Annotated in this window: 13 protein-coding genes and 1 pseudogene; 8 read left to right on the top strand and 6 right to left on the bottom strand. The window is 60.0% G+C overall.

All coding sequences use genetic code 11. The features are described from left to right. Positions 1–64 precede the first annotated feature (64 nt). From PCPL58_RS14550 to PCPL58_RS14525, 6 genes are all read left to right on the top strand, one after another. Positions 65–1,147: a 3-deoxy-7-phosphoheptulonate synthase gene (locus PCPL58_RS14550; RefSeq protein ID WP_065349735.1), complete on the top strand. Its 1,083-nt coding sequence runs from the start codon at positions 65–67 to the stop codon at positions 1,145–1,147. A gap of 81 nt (positions 1,148–1,228) precedes the next feature. Beyond that, the gene (locus tag PCPL58_RS14545; protein WP_002553340.1) at positions 1,229–1,510 is read left to right on the top strand and encodes a peptidylprolyl isomerase; all 282 of its coding nucleotides are present in this window, start codon (positions 1,229–1,231) and stop codon (positions 1,508–1,510) included. 216 nt (positions 1,511–1,726) lie between these two features. Beyond that, the gene (locus tag PCPL58_RS14540; protein WP_065349734.1) at positions 1,727–3,595 is read left to right on the top strand and encodes an extracellular solute-binding protein; all 1,869 of its coding nucleotides are present in this window, start codon (positions 1,727–1,729) and stop codon (positions 3,593–3,595) included. Further along, complete coding sequence (locus PCPL58_RS14535; protein WP_003364338.1) at positions 3,596–4,660, top strand: microcin C ABC transporter permease YejB; 1,065 nt, start codon at positions 3,596–3,598, stop codon at positions 4,658–4,660. Beyond that, complete coding sequence (locus PCPL58_RS14530) at positions 4,660–5,682, top strand: ABC transporter permease (protein ID WP_003435512.1); 1,023 nt, start codon at positions 4,660–4,662, stop codon at positions 5,680–5,682. The genes PCPL58_RS14535 and PCPL58_RS14530 overlap by 1 nt, the downstream gene beginning before the upstream one ends. 1 nt (position 5,683) lies before the next feature. Next, positions 5,684–7,261 (top strand): ABC transporter ATP-binding protein, encoded by a 1,578-nt coding sequence (locus tag PCPL58_RS14525; RefSeq protein WP_065349733.1) that lies wholly within the window; start codon positions 5,684–5,686, stop codon positions 7,259–7,261. 50 nt (positions 7,262–7,311) lie between these two features. Here the strand turns inward: PCPL58_RS14525 and PCPL58_RS14520 are convergent, their stop codons facing one another. Next, positions 7,312–8,481 carry a PilT/PilU family type 4a pilus ATPase gene (locus PCPL58_RS14520; protein ID WP_065349732.1) on the bottom strand — a complete coding sequence of 390 codons (1,170 nt, stop codon included), beginning with the start codon at positions 8,479–8,481 and terminating at the stop codon, positions 7,312–7,314. Between the two features lie 123 nt (positions 8,482–8,604). On the opposite strand from PCPL58_RS14520, the gene PCPL58_RS14515 reads away from it, so the two are divergent. Further along, positions 8,605–8,880 carry a peptidylprolyl isomerase gene (locus PCPL58_RS14515; RefSeq protein ID WP_002553334.1) on the top strand — a complete coding sequence of 92 codons (276 nt, stop codon included), beginning with the start codon at positions 8,605–8,607 and terminating at the stop codon, positions 8,878–8,880. Positions 8,881–8,954: 74 nt separating this feature from the next. On the opposite strand, the gene pgm is transcribed toward PCPL58_RS14515, so the two are convergent. The 5 genes and pseudogenes from pgm to PCPL58_RS14490 form a co-directional block, all read right to left on the bottom strand. After that, positions 8,955–10,601: a phosphoglucomutase (alpha-D-glucose-1,6-bisphosphate-dependent) gene (pgm, locus tag PCPL58_RS14510; RefSeq protein WP_065349731.1), complete on the bottom strand. Its 1,647-nt coding sequence runs from the start codon at positions 10,599–10,601 to the stop codon at positions 8,955–8,957. Between the two features lie 163 nt (positions 10,602–10,764). Then, positions 10,765–13,092: an ATP-dependent DNA helicase gene (locus PCPL58_RS14505; protein ID WP_065349730.1), complete on the bottom strand. Its 2,328-nt coding sequence runs from the start codon at positions 13,090–13,092 to the stop codon at positions 10,765–10,767. A 105-nt stretch (positions 13,093–13,197) separates the two neighbouring features. Further along, positions 13,198–14,604: an aminotransferase-like domain-containing protein gene (locus PCPL58_RS14500; protein ID WP_065349729.1), complete on the bottom strand. Its 1,407-nt coding sequence runs from the start codon at positions 14,602–14,604 to the stop codon at positions 13,198–13,200. A gap of 91 nt (positions 14,605–14,695) precedes the next feature. Next, positions 14,696–16,205: pseudogene (locus tag PCPL58_RS14495) on the bottom strand (hypothetical protein). 589 nt (positions 16,206–16,794) lie between these two features. Beyond that, positions 16,795–17,817, bottom strand: coding sequence for a zinc-dependent alcohol dehydrogenase family protein (locus tag PCPL58_RS14490; protein WP_003364361.1), 1,023 nt, complete (start codon positions 17,815–17,817; stop codon positions 16,795–16,797). 310 nt (positions 17,818–18,127) lie between these two features. Between PCPL58_RS14490 and PCPL58_RS14485 the strand changes: the two genes are divergently transcribed. Next, a complete protein-coding gene (locus tag PCPL58_RS14485) occupies positions 18,128–19,042 on the top strand; it encodes a LysR family transcriptional regulator (RefSeq protein ID WP_065349728.1) in 915 nt (304 codons plus the stop codon). Positions 19,043–19,224: the final 182 nt, after the last annotated feature.

The following is a 19,224-nucleotide window of genomic DNA, read 5'->3' as shown; positions in this document are numbered from 1 at the left end:
GCCCTTTGTCGAACACCCCAGTAGGTCTGCGCGGGAGCGTCCCGCCAGCCCAGGAAGCCAGAACATGAATTCGTCCGTTGCCGTAACCCCGTCCGACCTGTCCAGCCACGCCGTCAAGCTGGCAGACAACAGCCCCGCCTCGAAACGCCTGCCAGGGACCCTGGAATTGAAGATGCGCCTGCCCCTCGACGCAGCGCTCACCGAACAGGTTGCAGCCCACCGCCGCGCCGTACGCGCCATCCTTGAAGGTCAAGACTCGCGGCTGCTGGTCATCGTCGGCCCCTGCTCGATCCACGACCCTCGATCCGCCCTTGAATACGCTGAGCGACTGGCCGACCTTGCCGCGCAAGTCAGTGACCAGATGCTGCTGGTAATGCGCGCCTACGTCGAAAAACCGCGCACGACGGTGGGCTGGAAAGGCCTGGCTTACGATCCGCGCCTCGATGGCAGTGACGACATGGCCGAGGGCCTGACGCTGTCGCGGCATTTGATGCGGGATATGCTGGGCCTGGGCCTGCCGATCGCCACCGAGATACTGCAGCCCATGGCGGCAGGCTACTTCGACGATCTGCTCAGTTGGGTCGCGATTGGCGCTCGCACCACCGAATCGCAGATCCATCGCGAAATGGCCAGCGGCCTGCCCATGGCGGTCGGTTTCAAGAACGGTACTGACGGCGGCGTAACGGTGGCCAGCGACGCGATGCGTTCGGCGGCGCATCCGCATCGTCACTTTGGCATGGACCGTCATGGCCACCCGGCCATTATCGAGACGCAAGGCAATCCGGACACGCACATCGTGCTGCGCGGCGGTCACGGCGGCCCCAATTACGATCGCCAGAGTGTGGCCAAGGTGCAGGCGAGCCTGAGCAGGAATAATGTCGCGTCGCGGATCATGGTCGATTGCAGCCATGCCAACAGTGGCAAGGACCCGCTGCGTCAGCCAGCCGTATTCGAAGACGTGCTTGAACAGCGCTTGTCGGGCAATACCTCGCTGATCGGCATGATGATCGAGAGCCACCTGTTCGACGGCTGCCAGGCAGTGGGCGGGACGCTGCAGTACGGCGTTTCGGTCACCGATGGCTGCCTTGGCTGGGAAGGCACCGAACAGCTGTTGCGTCGCGCGGTTGACCGTCTGCGTTACAGATAAACAGAGCGAAGGAACTTTGTCGGGAAATACCGCACTGAATCCGGTAGGCTGTTTCTTTTTTTTCACAGGAGATTATTCCCCATGGCTAAAGCCACTGCCCGCCACATCCTTGTTTCGAGCGAAGAAAAATGCAACGAACTCAAGGCTCAGATCGAAGGCGGCGCTGATTTCGCTGAAATCGCCAAGGCCAACTCCAGCTGCCCATCGAGCCGCCAGGGCGGTGACCTGGGTTCGTTCGGTCCAGGCCAGATGGTCAAGGAATTCGACACTGTCGTATTCAGTGCTCCGGTGAACACCGTTCAGGGTCCGGTAAAGACTCAGTTCGGCTACCACCTGCTGGAAGTGACCAGCCGTCAGGACTGATCCTGTCGCGCCGCATGCCAGACGGCTCATCTTCGGATGGGCCGTTTTTGTATGTGGTCGTTTTCAACAGCGCAGTGGCTTGGCGAAGCGGCCATTTGTCTGTAGAAGATAGCGCGATGCAGGGCCATGAGCTCTGTCATGATTGTTGTCACCGCTGTACAGCCAGTCGCCTTTAACCCTGACATTCGCTTGCGAACGTCAGTCAGGATTCGAGTCATGCGTTTTGTTTTTTCATCGTTGCTCGCCTTGACGCTGACCTTCGTTGGCGCAACCCAATCGCTGTCCGCAGCCCCGCAACACGCCCTGACCGTTTACGGCGAAGCGCCACGCTATCCAGCCGACTTCAAGCACTTCGATTACGTGAACCCGGACGCGCCCAAAGGCGGCAGCATGCGACGCTCGGCCATCGAAATCGGCCAGTTCGACCACCTGATGCCCTTCACCGACAAGGGGATGGGCGTTTCGCAGATCAATGGCATGCTTTACTCCCCGCTGGCTACGCGCTCGATGGACGAGCCCTACACCGTTTACGGGCTTGTCGCCGAGAAAATGGAGCGTGGCGCGGATGGCCTCTCCCTGCGCTTTTACCTGAACCCGAAGGCACGTTTCGCGGACGGCACGCCGATTACCGCCAGTGACGTGAAGTACACCTACGAGTTGCTGATGACGCAGGGTAACCTGCAATACCGGACCCAGTTTGAAGCGGTCCAGGGACTGGAGGTCGAATCGCCTTCGCAAATCCGCTTCGACTTCAAGAACAGCGATAACCGCACCCTGCCCCTTGATCTGGCTTCGCTGCCGGTATTCCCCGAGCACTGGTGGAAGTCCCGTGACTTCGCCAGCGGTGCCGGCTTTGAAATTCCGCCTGGCAGCGGGCCCTATCGGATCAGCCATGTGGACCCGGGCCGCACTGTCACCTTCGAGCGCGATCCGGACTGGTGGGGCAAGGACCTGCCGGTCAGCAGAGGCCTGTATAACTTCGACAGGTTCAGCATCGAGTACTTCGGCGACATCGATGTCGCACGTACGGTACTCAAAGGCGGCGCCTATGATTACAACCGCGAGTTTTCGGCGACTGGCTATTCAATTCGCTATGACGGCCCCGCCCTCAGCGACGGGCGCCTGCAGAAAGCCCAACTGGCCAGGGGCGCGGTGCAAAGCTCGCAGGGTTTCGTCTTCAACCTGAGCCGCCCCATGTTCCAGGACCGTCGCGTGCGCCAGGCGCTGTCGCTGCTCTGGGACTTCGAATGGACCAACCGGCAGATGATGCGCAACATGTACATTCGCCAGAACAGCTTCTTCTCCAACTCGGAGCTGGCCGCCAGCGAACTGCCCACGCCTGCCGAAGTGAAAATCCTCGAGCCACTGCGCGGCGAAGTCCCCGAGCAGGTGTTCGACAGCGTGTTCGAGACGCCCAAAACCGATGGCACAGGCTTCATTCGCGACAAGCAACTGCAAGCGCTGGCCCTCATGAAAGAAGCTGGCTGGACGCCCAAGGGCGATGAGCTGGTGAATGCCCGGGGCGAACCGTTCAGCTTTACCTTTCTCAATGCACAAACAGGTTTCGAGCGAATGCTGCTGCCCTACAAACGCACCTTGGCGCAGATCGGTATCCACTTCGACATTCGCCGCATCGATGCCGCGCAATACCTCAACCGCGTCATGGCCCGCGATTACGACATGATTGTCACCGGCTACCCGGTCTCGACATCGCCCGGTGCCGAGCTGTACAGCAGTTTTGGCTCCAAGGTGGCGATGGACCCGGGTTCGAGCAATTACATGGTGCTGCAAGACCCTGCTGTCGACACGCTGATTGCCGGCCTGCTCAAGGCCGACAACAAGCAGACGATGACCGACTACGCCCATTGCCTGGACCGCGTACTGCAGTGGAACTACTACTGGATTCCCAACTACTATCCGCCCGGCTCTTCAACCGTCTGGTGGAACCGTTTCGGCATCCCCAAAATTCAGGCCAGCAACAATGAGGCCATCGAAACATGGTGGGAAATCAGCCCGACACCGCAGACCAATGAGCAATTCGCTGAAAAACGCGGCGCCTCGGCCATCGTTTCGGAGATGCAGTGAATGCTCGGTTATATCCTGCGGCGCCTGCTGCTGATCATCCCTACCCTGCTGTGCATTCTGCTGGTCAACTTTTTCATCGTGCAGGCCGCACCGGGCGGGCCTGTGGAGCAAGCCATTGCTCGCCTGCAAGGGATCGGCGGTGCAACCGTGGGCGCGGGTGCCAGCGAGTCTGCCGGGGCGGGTCATTCCAAAGCGTCCCGCGGGCTGGACCCGGCGCTGATCAAGCAGATCGAACGTCAATACGGTTTCGACAAACCGCTGCACGAACGTCTCTGGCTGATGCTGAAGAACTATGCACGACTGGATTTCGGCAGCAGCTTCTTTCGCGGCGCAACGGTGACCGACCTCATTCTGCAGAAAATGCCGGTGTCGATATCACTGGGGCTCTGGGCGACATTGCTGACGTACCTGGTATCAATCCCGCTGGGGATTCGCAAAGCGGTGAAACACGGCAGCCAGTTCGATATCTGGAGCAGCACCGCCATCATCATCGGTTACGCCATGCCAGCCTTCCTGTTCGCCATGCTGCTGGTGGTGGTGTTCTGTGGCGGCACGTCGCTGAACTGGTTTCCGGTGCGCGGACTGGTTTCGGACAACTTCGAGCAACTGACCACGATCGGCAAGATCGCTGACTATTTCTGGCACTTGGCGCTGCCGGTCTCGGCGCTGGTCATTGGCGGCTTTGCCACGCTGACCCTGCTGACCAAGCATTCCTTTCTCAACGAAATCACCCGTCAGTACGTGACCACGGCCCGCGCCAAGGGCATGAGCGAGCGACGGGTGCTGTATGGTCATGTGTTTCGCAATGCCATGTTGCTGGTGGTGTCGGGCATTCCGCAGGCGTTCATCAGCGTGTTCTTTGCCGGTTCGCTGCTGATCGAGGTGATCTTCTCGCTGGATGGCCTGGGCCGCATGAGCTATGAAGCCGCTGTGTCGCGGGACTACCCGGTGGTGTTCGGTTCGCTGTTCATCTTCACCGTGTTCGGCCTGCTGATAAAGCTGATCGGCGATATCTGCTACACGCTGGTCGACCCCAGAATCGACTTCAGCGCGAGGAATGCATGATGCGCAGCCTTTCGCCGCTGGCCCGTCGTCGCCTGGAACGTTTTCGCAGCAATCGCCGCGGCTGGTGGTCGCTGTGGCTGTTCTGCGGGCTGTTTGCCCTGACACTGGGTGGCGAACTGATCGCCAATGACAAGCCGCTGCTGGTCAGCTATCAGCACTCGCTCTATTTCCCGGTGTTCAAGCGTTATACCGAGCAGCAATTCGGCGGTGAGCTGCCCTTCCAGCCCGATTACCGCAGCGACTACGTACGCACACTGATCAGCAAAGGGGACGGCTGGATGCTGTTCCCGCCCATCCCGTTCAGTGACGACACGCCCAACTATGACCTGAAAACCCCGGCACCCAGCCCACCGTCTGCAGAAAACTGGCTCGGCACTGATGACCAGGCGCGCGACGTCATGGCGCGGGTGATTTTCGGCGCCCGGGTGTCGATCCTGTTTGCGCTAGTGCTGACCTTCATCAGCGCGCTGATCGGGATCAGCGCCGGGGCGTTGCAGGGCTACTACGGCGGCTGGGTCGACTTGTTCGGCCAGCGTCTGCTGGAGGTCTGGTCAGGCCTGCCGGTGCTGTACCTGCTGATCATCCTGTCAGGTTTCGTCGAGCCCGATTTCTGGTGGCTGCTGGGCATCATGGCGCTGTTTTCCTGGCTGACCCTGGTCGATGTGGTGCGCGCCGAGTTTCTGCGCGGGCGCAACCTCGAGTACGTCAAGGCCGCTCGGGCGCTCGGTCTGGGGGATCGAAAAGTGATCATGCGCCACATCCTGCCCAACGCGATGAATGCGACGTTGAGCTACCTGCCGTTCATTCTTACCGGTGCCATCTCGACCCTCACTGCGCTGGATTTTCTGGGCTTCGGCATGCCTGCCGGCAGCGCGTCGCTGGGTGAACTGATCGCCCAAGGCAAGCAGAACCTGCAAGCGCCCTGGCTGGGGCTGACAGCGTTCTTCTCCCTCGCGTTGATCCTGACGCTGCTGGTATTCATAGGCGAGGCGCTGCGTGATGCCTTCGACCCGAGGTCCTGACATGTCGGAAAACCTGATCGAAATCCGCGACCTGAGCGTCGCCTTCAACGGGCAGAAAGTGGTCAGTAACCTGAGCCTGGATGTGCGCCGCGGCGAGTGTCTGGCGCTGGTGGGAGAATCCGGCTCCGGCAAGTCCGTCACCGCTCACTCGATCCTGCAATTACTGCCCCGCAGCGGCACCCTGACCACGGGCAGCATCACCTACCGGGGTCAACAGCTGGTGGGGGCCGACGACCGCACCCTGCGCGAGCTGCGCGGCAACCGGATTGCGATGATTTTCCAGGAACCGATGACCTCGCTGAATCCGCTGCACAGCGTGGCCCGACAGATCGGCGAAACGTTACTGCTGCATCGCGGCATCAGCGGTCGTGAAGCGCAGAAACGCATTGTCGAGCTGCTGGAGCTGGTAGGCATTCAACAGCCGGAAAAACGTCTGAAAGCCTACCCGCACGAACTCTCCGGAGGCCAGCGCCAGCGGGTGATGATAGCCATGGCGCTGGCCTGCGAGCCGGAGCTGCTGGTTGCCGACGAACCGACCACTGCGCTGGACGTCACGGTGCAACGCAAGATCCTCGTGCTGCTCAAGGAGCTGCAACAACGCCTGAACATGTCGCTGTTGTTGATCAGCCATGACTTGAATCTGGTGCACAGCGTCGCGCAACGCGTCTGCGTGATGCGCGCCGGTGAAATCGTCGAGCAGTCCGATTGCAAGTCGCTGTTCAAATCACCTCAGCACCCTTACAGCCGCCTGCTGCTGGACGCCGAACCTGCCGGCGAGCCGCTGCGACGCGACACCCGGGAAACGGTGCTGCAAGTCGACAACCTGAAGGTCTGGTTTTCCCTGACCGGCGGCATCCTGCGGCGGCACAAGGAATACCTCAAGGCGGTGGATGACATCAGCCTGAGCATCGAGCGCGGCAAAACCCTCGGTATCGTTGGTGAGTCAGGCTCCGGCAAGTCGACTCTTGGTCAGGCGATCCTGCGTCTGCTGGAGTCGCGCGGCAGTATCCGCTTTCGCGGGCAGGCGCTGGACGGCCTGAGTCAGAAACAGATGCGACCGTGGCGTAAAGAGATGCAAGTGGTCTTTCAGGACCCTTACGGCAGCCTCAGCCCACGCATGTCAGTGGCGCAGATCATCAGTGAAGGACTGGAGGTACACAGCCAGTACGACCCGGCGAAATGCGATGCAGAGGTCATTCGGGCACTGGAAGAAGTCGGCATCGACCCGCAGAGCCGGCATCGCTACCCCCATGAGTTTTCCGGTGGCCAGCGTCAGCGTATCGCCATTGCCCGAGCGCTGGTGCTGAAACCCGCATTGATTCTGCTCGATGAGCCGACCTCGGCGCTGGATCGGACCGTGCAGAAACAGGTCGTTGCGCTGTTGCGCGAACTTCAGGAAAAGCACGGCCTGACGTACCTGTTCATCAGCCATGACCTGGCGGTAGTCAAAGCCCTTGCCCACGACGTGATCGTGGTCAAGGATGGCAAAGTCGTCGAGCGCGGCGCCAGCCATGACGTTTTCGATGCGCCGCAGCACCCGTACACACAAGAATTGCTGGCGGCCGCGCATCCTGAATGATCTGACCCACAACGAAGCTTCTGCCCGGAAGGTTTAGGAGCGTCTCCGATTTACGCTTGCGGACCCGGCTCGTCATCATCGACCAACCCCCACTCGGCGGTGCTTGCCGTGCTGCTGCCGGTCGGAGCCGGCGGCGGTGTGGTCAGTGTTCCGACGCCGCCTTCACTGTGCAGCTTGAGGCGCAGGCGCACGTTGTTTTGTGAGTCGGCGTTCTTGAGGGCCTCTTCTTCACTGATCGCACCTTCGACGGCCAGATTGAATAGCGCCGAGTCGAACGTCTGCATACCGAGGCTGCCGGACTTCTCCATGATGCCCTTGAGCTCGGTCAGTTCATTGCGCTGGATCAGGTCGCGAATGGTCGGCGTGCCCATCATCACTTCCACCGCCGCACGACGCTTGCCATCCGGGGTTCTGACCAGTCGCTGCGAGACAAACGCCTTGAGGTTGTTGCCCAGGTCATGCAGCAACTGCGCGCGACGCTCTTCCGGGAAGAAATTGATGATTCGGTCCAGCGCCTGATTGGCGTTGTTGGCGTGCAGTGTCGAGATCGCCAGGTGGCCGGTGTCGGCAAACGCCAGCGCGTGCTCCATGGTCTCGCGATCGCGAATCTCGCCGATCAGAATCACATCCGGCGCCTGGCGCAGCGTGTTCTTCAGTGCCGCATGGAAGCTGCGGGTATCGACCCCGACTTCGCGCTGGTTGACGATCGACTTCTTGTGGCGATGGATAAACTCGACCGGGTCTTCGATGGTGATGATATGGCCGCTGGCGTTGCGGTTGCGGTAGTCGATCAGCGCCGCCAACGAGGTCGACTTGCCCGAACCGGTGGCCCCGACAAACAGCACCAGACCGCGCTTTTCCATGATCACGTCAAGCAGTACGGGCGGCAGGAACAGGTCTTCGAAACGCGGGATGTCCAGCTTGATATTCCGCGCGACGATGGACACCTCGTTACGCTGCATGAAGATATTGATGCGGAACCGGCCGATGCCGGCCATCGAAACGGCGAGGTTCATCTCCAGTTCGCGCTGAAACTCGAGCTTCTGCTCCTCGTCCATCAGCCCCTGGGCAATCACCGCCACCTCTCCCGACTTGAAGGTTTCGCTGCCCAGTGGCTTGAGCACACCGTTGAACTTGGCGCACGGTGGCGCTCCGGTGGAAAGGTAAAGGTCCGATCCGTCCTGACTGGCCAGAATCTTCAACAGCGCCGGGAAATCCATAATCAATACCGTACAAAATGAAGTAAAAAGACTACGGCCGTCAGGACGGCACGCGTGACGCGCGGGCGTCGCTCAGCAAGAGCAGGCATAATGGCAGCCTTTTGCAGCAGGTGATATTGCGACATGAAAGCCCAAGCCCGCCATATTCTGGTGAAGACCGCCGAAGAGGCCGAACAGCTCAAGCTGCGCATTGCCAAGGGTGAGGCGTTTGACGTGCTGGCTAAAAAGCATTCTAGCTGCCCGTCCGGCAAACGTGGCGGCGATCTGGGTGAAGTCAGGCCTGGGCAAATGGTCGGTGCGATCGATCAGGTGATCTTCAAAAAGCCGCTACGCGTCGTGCATGGGCCGATCAAGAGCAAATTCGGCTATCACCTGGTGCAGGTGTTCTATCGCGACTGAAGCACACGCCAAAAGCTGAAAAACCCCGAACCGAGTGAGGTTCGAGGTTTTTCAGGCATTGACCAGTGTGGCAATCAGTTCGGCGAAATGGCGCCATCTACCAGCACTTGAGCTTCTGCCACCAGACGCTTGAGGTGATCTTCGCTGACAAAACTCTCGGCATAGATCTTGTAGATGTCCTCAGTCCCTGAAGGGCGCGCGGCAAACCAGCCATTTTCGGTCATGACCTTCACACCACCGAACGCCTGATCGTTGCCCGGCGCGTTGCTGAGCACCTGCTGAATAGGCTCGCCCGCCAGTTCAGTGGAAGTCACTTGCTCCGGCGACAGTTTGCTCAGCAGTGCCTTCTGTTGCGGGTTGGCCTTGGCATCGACGCGGGTCGAAAACGGCTCGCCCAGCTCTTCGGTCATGGTCTTGTAGATCTGGCTTGGATCGCGACCGGTACGCGCGGTCATTTCTGCAGCCAGCAAGGCCGGAATCAGACCGTCCTTGTCGGTGGTCCAGACCGTACCGTCGCGGCGCAGGAACGAGGCACCAGCGCTTTCTTCGCCGCCAAAGCCTAACGAGCCTTCAAACAGGCCTTGTGCGAAATACTTGAAGCCGACCGGCACTTCATACAGGCGACGGCCCAGGCGTTTGGCCACACGATCGATCATGCCGCTGCTGACCACGGTCTTGCCGACCGCTGCATCGGCACGCCACTCAGGACGGTTCTGAAACAGGTAGTCGATGGACACGGCGAGGTAACTGTTGGGCGTCATCAGTCCGCCAGACGGGGTCACGATGCCATGACGGTCGTGATCCGGATCGCAGGCAAATGCAACCTGATAGCGGTCCTTGAGACCGATCAGGCTTTGCATGGCGTGGCTGGAGGACGGGTCCATGCGAATCTGGCCATCCCAGTCGACGGTCATGAAGCGGAACGTAGGGTCGACAAATTTATTCACCACATCCAGATTCAGGCCGTAATGCTCGCCAATTGCCGACCAGTAGCTCACCCCGGCCCCGCCCAGCGGGTCGACACCAAGACGCAGACCCGAATTGCGGATGGCGTCCATGTCGATCACGTTCTTAAGGTCGGCCACGTAGGTGTTGACGTAATCATGGCGGTGCGTGGTATCGGCACGCAGCGCTTTTTCATGGCTGAGGCGTGAAACGCCAGTGACTTTCTCGGCCAGCAGTTCGTTGGCCTTGTTCTCGATCCACTTGGTGACATCACTGTCGGCCGGGCCGCCATTGGGCGGGTTGTACTTGAAGCCACCGCTTTGCGGCGGGTTGTGCGAAGGCGTGATGACAATGCCGTCCGCCAGCCCTGAAGTACGGCCGCGGTTGTAGCAGATGATCGCGTGGGACACCGCAGGCGTCGGGGTGTATTCGTCACCTTGCGAAATCATCACCTGCACGCCATTGGCGGCCAGCACTTCAAGCGCGGTGGCCGCGGCCGGGGTCGACAGCGCGTGGGTATCGGCACCCAGAAACAACGGGCCGTCGATGCCGTTGGCCTTGCGGTACAGACAGATCGCCTGACTGATAGCCAGCACGTGCCATTCGTTGAAACCCAGGTCAAACGATGTGCCACGGTGCCCGGAAGTGCCGAACGCAACACGTTGAGTGGGCACCGATGCATCGGGCTGGCCGGTGTAGTAAGCCGTGACCAGTCTCGGAATATCGACCAGTAACTGCGCAGGTGCCAGCTTGCCGGCGAAAGGACTGAGACTCATACAACCTCCACGAAGAAATGAAATACGGAGAAAAAATAAAGACTTGCTGCGGCTGCCAAGGTGATCAATGCCGCAGTTTACTGGCAGTTCGACAGCGCTGCTTGAGTATCGATCCCCGGTATCTGCTTCTGTTTCAGCTCAATCGCCAAAACGGCAACCGACCTCAGGCCATTGACGTTTCGGGCCGCCACCACGCTGGAAACAACTGCTTCACCTTGTGCTCGGCAAAACGGTCATCGATGAGCATGACCACACCGCTGTCACTCTGGCTGCGGATAACCCGCCCCGCAGCCTGCACCACCTTCTGCACGCCGGGATAAAGGTAGGTGTAGTCGTAACCGGCGCCGAACAGCGCCGCCATGCGCTGCTTGAACTGTTCGTTGACCGGATTGAGCTGAGGCAGGCCCAGGGTGGCGATGAACGCGCCGATCAGGCGTGCGCCAGGCAAGTCGATGCCTTCACCGAACGCGCCGCCCAGCACGGCAAAACCGATGCCCTGACTGCTCAGGGTGAACCGGTCGAGAAATGCGTGGCGCTCACTCTCGCCCATCCCCCGTGCCTGCTGCCAAAGGCTGATGTGCGGGTGAGTGCGCGCCATCAGCTCGGCGACCTGTTGCAGGTAATCGAAACTGCTGAAGAACGCCAGGTAATTGCCCGGCCTCGCGTCGAACTGCTCGGCCATCAGTTCGACAATCGGCGCCAGCGAAGCCTGACGATGGGTGAAACGGGTGGAAATGCGACTGACGATGCGCACGTCGAGCTGATCGTGATGAAACGGCGACTCCACGTCGATCCATGCCGTGTTGCCCGGTAAACCCAGCAGGTCCGCGTAATAGTGGCGCGGGTTGAGCGTTGCGGAAAACAGTACGGTGCTGCGCGCAGCGGTCAGGCGCGGGCGGATAAAACGCGCGGGGACGACGTTGCGCAGGCTGAGGCGCGACAGAATGCGCTTGCCGCCCGCCTCGCGCCGGGTGATGTCGAAAATGAAATGCTCATCGAACAGTTCGGCGATGCGCGCAAAGCCGATGGCTTCCAGGTAGAACCCCTGCAACGTGCCATCCACTGCCTGCGGGTGCTCGTTGAAATGATCACCGATGGTCGAGATGCACTGGTTCAGGCTGCCGATGAATTTTTCCGGTGCTGCCGAATAAGCCTGATAGGCGCCGGGCTGTGCCTTGTGCAGCGCATTCCATTGTCGATCCAGACGCTGCAAGGCTTTTTTCACCGGTTCCGGCGCTGCCTGAATCAAGGCTTTCAGCTGGCTCTGGTCAAGACTGGCGCTGTACATCTGGCGTGCCCGTTCGACCATGTTGTGGGCCTCATCGACCAGCACCGCAACGCGCCACTGATTGAGCTGACCGAGGCCGAACAGCAGTGCGCTCAGGTCAAAGTAATAGTTGTAGTCTGCGATGACCACGTCAGCCCAACGCGCCAGTTCCTGGCTCATATAATACGGGCAGACCTGATGCTGCAAGGCGACATCGCGTACGCCCGCCTGATTCAACCACGGCGAGGTCAGCGCCGCCGAGCGAGCGGCTGGCAGACGATCATAAAAGCCGCTGGCCAGCGGACAGGAATCACCGTTGCAGGCTTTGTCCGGATGCTCACAGGCCTTGTCGCGCGCCACCAGCTCAAGGACCCGCAGCTTCAGCTCCGGCGCGCTGTGATTAATGACTTCCAGCGCATCCAGCGCCAGTCGACGCCCTGGCGTCTTGGCGGTGAGAAAGAAAATCTTGTCGAGCTTCTGGCCGGGCGCGGCCTTAAGCAACGGGAACAGCGTGCCCACCGTCTTGCCAATACCGGTCGGCGCCTGAGCCATCAGGCAACAGCCAGTACTGACGGCCTTGTACACCGACTCGGCCAGCACCCGCTGCCCGGTGCGGAAAGACGCGTGGGGGAATTTCAGGCTGCCCAGTGTCGTGTGCAGCGCCTGCGTATGCGCCAGCTCCTGCTGCGCCCAGCCGAGGAAAATCGAGCACTGTCGTTCGAAAAACGCTTGCAGCGTAGCCGCGCTGAACGGCTCGCGAATCATGGTTTCCTGCTCGCTGACAATGTTGAAATACACCAGGGCCAGCGTTACGTTTTCAAGCTGCAGGCGCTGGCAAAGCAGCCAGCCGTAGACCTTCACCTGCGCCCAGTGCAACTGACGGTGGTTGGCCGGCATCGCGTCGAGTTCACCGCGATAGGTCTTCACTTCTTCCAGCTGATTGCGACTGGCGTCATAGCCGTCCGCCCTGCCCCTTACCGTCAGCTCGCGATAATCGCCACTCAACGACAACTCGGCCTGGTAATCGGCGCCGCGCCGCGTGGCAACCGTGCGATGCCCGGCAATGCCTTCCTGCGCCGTGGGTGACGGCGTGAAGCGCAGGTCGAGGTCGCCCACCTTGGCGGTGAACTCACACAACGCGCGCACGGCCACGACATAACGCGCAGGCAGCTCGCTGGCGAGAACAGGCTCGGGATCAGGGTTTACGGGGGCGTTCGGGGTCACTGAGCTGGGGAGCCGTTGGTTGTGAATACTGGACAGGCGTCCAGTTAACAACCTTGAACCACGTCTGGCAAACACAAATGGATCGACGGCCTGCCATGTCGAGGTCTATGGCAGACGAGCGTGAGTCAATGCCTCCGCCAATGCGCCCAGCAGCTTGGCAGGTTCACGAGTCCAGTCAGTGGCATAACTGATCCACAGATGTTGCGAGTAGCGGTTCTGCAAAGTGAACAGTTCACCGGGGCTGACGACAATCGACCGGGCCAGCAGCGCAACGAAGACCTGGCGCAGGTCCACGGGGTATGCACTCTCGGCCCATATGCCGCAGCCGCCCTCGGGCAACTGATAACGCAGCATCCCGCCAGTCCGTTCATCCAGCTGCTGGGTCATCGACTGCATGCGTTCGGTCAGCGTCTCGCGCAACGCCATCAGTTGCCTGTCTAGACGTCCGCTGTTGCATAACCTGGCGATGGCCCTTTGCCGAAGCGGCGGCAGCTCGAATGCTCGCAGGCAGAAATACTGCTGCCAACGCGCATCCAGGCTCTTGCACAGCAAGTAAGCATAGGGCGCCTCAGGCCCGAGACTCTTCTCGAATCCGCCCATGACCACCAACCGCTGAGGGTCGATCCAGTGCCGCAGCGGAGACTGCCCGGCGGCAAATTGCAACCCGGCGTGACTGTCGTTTTCCAGCACCCAGACTTGATGACGGTTGAGCACTTCGGCGACAGTCTGGCTGTTGTTCTGCGCACGCATGCTGCCTCGCACCGGGTTCAGCAACGAGGGCAACACGGCAAGCCCGATGTCATGGCCGCGCAACAGGCCGTCGAGCCGGACAGCATCAAGGCAGCCGGTCTCGTCCAGCGGCAGTTCGATTACCCGGATGTCGAAGGATTGCAGCAAGCGCAACAACGCCCAGGCACAGGGCGATTCCACCAGTACCGTGCCGCCGCACAGGCCCAGCGTGCCGAGCACCGCCTTGAATGCGCCATGAAAGTCAGCAGCGATATAGACATTCTCAGCGTGCCAGCAATGCACTGCATCGTAGGTATAACGGGCGGCAATTGCCGTGCGAAGTTCTGGCTCACCGCATGGCTGAAAAACCGGGTCCCGCTGACGCGGGTAATGCCTGCCCAGCTCGCGCTCCATTTCCGGCAGCGGATTGTCCTGAGCGTGCAAAAGCGCCGGTTCATCGCAGCCCAGCAACGCCATGCCGGGGCGACGGGCGTTGTCGTACAGGGCCTGCAAAAGATCGCCGTCTGCGTCCGGTATCACCAGGCCCTGCGCACTCAAGCTGCGCGGTACCGAGTAATAGCCTGATTTTGGCAGCGAATAAACGCGCCCTTCCTTTTCCAGCAGCGAGTAGGCGCTTTGCACCGTCGATATTGATACGTTCAGTCGCTGGGCCAGCTGTCGCAATGACGGCATTTTCAGTGCCAGCTCGCCCTGCTGCTGGTCAACCAGACGCACCAGGTAGCGGTAGACCGCCTGATAGGCGAAATCCGTGTTGTTTTTCATGCAGGTATCCACCGCTCAACCAGAACAGGCTTCAGAACATTGCTATATGACCGCCGCCGTTTGCCGGTAGCAGCCATGCCTGGCAACCGGATCAGCGTCCCGAGAGCATCTCGGCCACTGCCTGCCCCGTCGCCGGGTCGACGGTCATGATCCGGCGCTTGTCAGGATCGGCTGCACGGATTCTGGCGATGATTGACTGCGGGTCGTCGAAGTTCACCCGCTGCTTGCCGTAAAGGTTGTGCAATGACTTGAGGCTCAAACCGCTGATATCCACCAGCCACTGCATGACCTGATCCGGCGCCGTCGAACCCGACAGCGCCTTGTGCAGATCCGGCAGCGCTACCAGCATCCCTGGGTGGCAACTGCGCAGAAAGGACTCCAGGCCATGGCCATGATCGACGAACGGCGAAAACAGCATGCACACCAGTTGAGTCTCGTTCAGGCCGAAGCCCTCCTGAGCGAAGCCCGATGCCAGCTCGCGACGCGCCTCGATGCGCGCCCGACCGGCATAAGCGCTGAGCGTCTGGTCGATCAATCGTGGCGGCATCTGCTTTCTGCGCATCAGTGACGTCGCCAGTTCAAGGTATTCGGCGATCCCGTCGGCATAAGTACGCGCTTGCAGGTATTGCGCGGTCAGGCCACGCATGTGGGCCATCAACAAAGGGTTGGCGCAATCGGACTCACTGAAGCTGAACGACAGATCATCGAAGCGAAAATCGAGAAACTCGGTCAGCAGGTTCCAGTGTTCGTCCGCCTTGCAACTGACCAGATCGGCAATGGTAATGAACGCCGGCGAGCTGCTTTTTTCAGGCAGCGTCATGGCTCGACTTGCCGGCGGGCTGTCATCGCCCTCCCCGTACAGCTCGTGATAGTAAGCCTGGCCAATCGTATCGATGACCTTGAGCACGCTGGCCAGCGTCTGCTTGCCCCAACTGCCCGAATATTGCCCGGTACGCTGGGCCAGTCGCATGATCCAGGTCGCATACTGACGCTGCTCTCTGCGCGAGTCGCCGCTGACGACCGCATCGACGCCATTGCCCCAGCTCAGGGCGCGTCCTAGAAACTCCGCAAGCCCGAGGTAACAGGTATTGCAAAACGTGGTGCGGGCGTCGCCAGCGGACAGGTGCCCACCCAGCAGCATGTCCAGACGATTCTGCTCACGCCCCGCGCTGGAAAAAGGCAGATCCGGCTCGAAGGCCTGTGTGTACTGACTGTCGATCATCAGCATCTCGACACGCGGGTCGTCGTACAGAAACAACGCTGAATAGGTGCGGTTGATGTTATCCATCACCGCAGGGGTCATGCCCGCGTGACGCCGATTGGCAACCCGCAGGTTGAATGTGCCGGGCGAACGGCAGGCAATACTCAACTGCGCAGCGCGCAGCGCGCAGAAAGGCCAGCGTGTAGGCACTGTCCTTGCCACCACCGAAAGCCACCAGCACCTTGAAGCCGGCAATCTGCTCGATGCCGCCAGCCGCAACAATCAGGCGCTGGATCAACAGTTGCAGCGCGGTGCGCTCTGCGCGCGAGAAGTACCCCAACAAGCGTTGCAGCACTTGCTGGTAGACATAATTCATTGCCTGTTCGTGAATAGAACTCATCGTGCGTCACCTGTCTGTCGCTCAAGGCATGACACGGTGCAGACAGAACATTGAACATCAAGCTGACAACTCAATTTATAGTCGAGCATGACTCATTCCCTGAGTGGTAATTACCGACGCATTATCAGTATCTTTAAAACAATTACAATAGACAGTTTGCTTTAAAAAACAGTGCAGCCAGCAGAACACCCTCAACAACTTAAACAAATCGTTTAATTGTACTATCGAACTCATGAGACACGCGAAACGCTTGAAAGCCATAGCCTGCAAACCCTTCAGGCAGGCTGTTCAGGCTTTACCGATGCCCTTGGGGCATCGATCCAGTTACTGTTTCATTCTAGCCCGTGGGAAAGGACATTTATAAGTCGCCGTGACTGTCAGCGCCAATACACTTAAATAAACAGTCGAGACGGCCCTGCCGCTGCGATGCTCTTTTTAATATTCATTCACGGCTACCCCACTTCCAGAAAAACTGACAGGGGCATTATTCAGAAGTGTTTAATTCGTGGTGTTCTTTTTCGATGTGGAATGCAAAAAGCCTTCCGTTCGGAAGGCTTTTCAATAACGAGCGCTGACAGGAGGTGATGAATCAGACCGCCTCGACTTCCAGCACCGCACGCCCGCCAATCGGGCAGACATCCATGTAACGGTGCGCCTGCACCACCTGCTCGAACGGAAAGCTGCGCGTCTGCAACGGCGCCAATACCTTGTCGGCGGTCATCTGATTGATCTGCTGCAAGGCGCGTTGCAGTGCGGCCTCATCCTGGGTAATGCCCAGCTCGGGCTTGCCGGTGAAATTGCCCAGGCAATGCACGTAGAACTGGATGTTCTTCTGGAAAGCGGCACAGGCCGGAAACGGCGTCTGATTACCGCCTTGCAGGCCATACAGCACCAGACTGCCACGCGGCGCAAGCACATCGCCCATGATCGACATCTGCGGACCGCCAAGGCCATCGAAGACGGCATCGACACCACGGTTGTCGGTGTACTTGTTGATCGCCATCAACAAGTCCTGTTCTTCGGTGACCACCACTTTTTCAGCGCCCAGTGACAGCAGGTACTCACGAGCATCCTCGGTCTTGGTCGCGGCGATAACCCGAGCCCCCAGTGCCTTGCCCAACTGCACGAATGCAGGGCCGGAGCAGTGGCTGGCGTCGGTGACCAGTACGGTTTGACCGGACTTGATACGCGCCAGATCAACGTATGCAAAGTACGCCACCAGATACGGCGTGTAATGCACGCTGGCCTGGACCGGAGTCAACGCATCTGGGTAGCGGGTCAATGCACGGCGCGGCATGACGATGGATTCGCCGTAGACCGGGTGCTGGTTGGCATCGGCCGCAGGAAAACTGGCGACCTTGTCGCCTACTTGCAGATCATCCACACCGTCGCCCAGCGCGGTAACCACGCCAGCCATCTCATAACCCAGACCGGCAGGCAGCCGGGCATGGGTAGATGCGAGATTTTGCCGCCAAAGAACGTCGTACCAGCTGACACCGATGGCCTGAACACGCACCTGCACCTCGCCGGTGACAGGCGACGCGACAGGATGCTCTTCGACTTTGAGCACCTCGGCCGGGCCAAACTGGTGAAAACGGATCGTGCGGGACATTTAGAACCTCGCCTGGTGAACCTTGATGCCACAAACTTTATCCGGGCATTGCCGGCAACACCATCGGTGGCTATTAATAGTCGACATGCCTGTCATCGATTGTGTCCTGTGCGCTGCACGGCGCAGCCAGACAGCGTCTGGGCGTCGATGCGCGTAATGGCCGCCATTGTTCGCATGTCGACGAAACATTGCAAGCCGTGTGGACATTCAGTAACCCTCACAGTAATTTTCGCTGCGCCCGACCCGCATTTGCTCGTACTATCGCACCCTGCTCACGTCCTCAACCGACAAATGGCCCGAGATATTCCGCATGAATCGCAACGACCTGCGTCGCGTCGACCTCAACTTGCTCATCGTTTTCGAGACCCTGATGCATGAGCGCAGCGTCACACGTGCGGCGGAAAAGCTGTTTCTCGGCCAGCCGGCAATCAGCGCTGCGCTGTCGCGGCTACGCGGCCTGTTCGATGATCCACTGTTCGTGCGCACCGGGCGCAGCATGGAGCCCACCGCCCGAGCGACGGAAATCTTCGCCCTGCTCTCCCCGGCACTCGACTCCATCTCGACAGCGGTCAGCCGCGCCTCAGAGTTCGACCCGGCGACCAGCACCTCGGTGTTCCGCATCGGCCTGTCCGATGACGTCGAGTTCGCGCTGCTGCCCACCCTGCTCAAGCGTCTGCGCTCCGAAGCGCCGGGCATTGTGCTGGTGGTCAGACGAGTCAATTACATCCTCATGCCTCCCCTGCTCGCCTCCGGGGAGATTTCCGTCGGCGTCAGCTACACCCAGGACCTGCCCGCCAACGCCAAGCGCAAGGTCTTGCGCAGGAGCAAGCCGCAACTGCTGCGCGCCGACTCGATACCCGGCCCGTTGAGCCTCGACGACTTCTGCGCCCGCCCCCACGCACTGGTCTCCTTCGCCGGCGACCTGAGCGGCTTCATCGACGAACACCTCGAGAAACTCGACCGCAAACGCCACGTCGTCCTCGCCGTGCCCCAGTTCAACGGCCTGGCCACACTGCTCACCGGCACCGACATCATCGCCACCGTGCCTGATTATGCGGCGCAGGTCCTGACCGCCGCAGGAGGCGTGCGCTCTGAAGACCTGCCGATTGAAACCCGAACGTTCGAACTGCACATGGCTTGGCGCGGCGCGCAGGATAATGATCCGGGGGAGCGTTGGTTGAGGTCGCGGATTCAGATGTTTTTTTGGGATCCGGATAGTCTTTAGGGGTCGTTGGGCAGGCTGTTTAGCTGGTTATTTCCGGCTTTTCATGGGTCACGGAGATCTATTTACTTTCAGAGGATTGCTACGTTGGGAGCATATCTGTGGGCATGCTTTGGATGGTTTGAAAAGGATGCGCAGCCTGAGGTCCAGTGAGCTATTGATGAGGGTGGGTGGACTGGGGGAGA

It is taken from the genome of Pseudomonas cerasi (assembly GCF_900074915.1).
GTDB classification, from domain to species: domain Bacteria; phylum Pseudomonadota; class Gammaproteobacteria; order Pseudomonadales; family Pseudomonadaceae; genus Aquipseudomonas; species Aquipseudomonas cerasi.
Note: the sequence above shows the minus strand (reverse complement) of the source record. Positions and strands in the feature narration are given on the sequence as shown.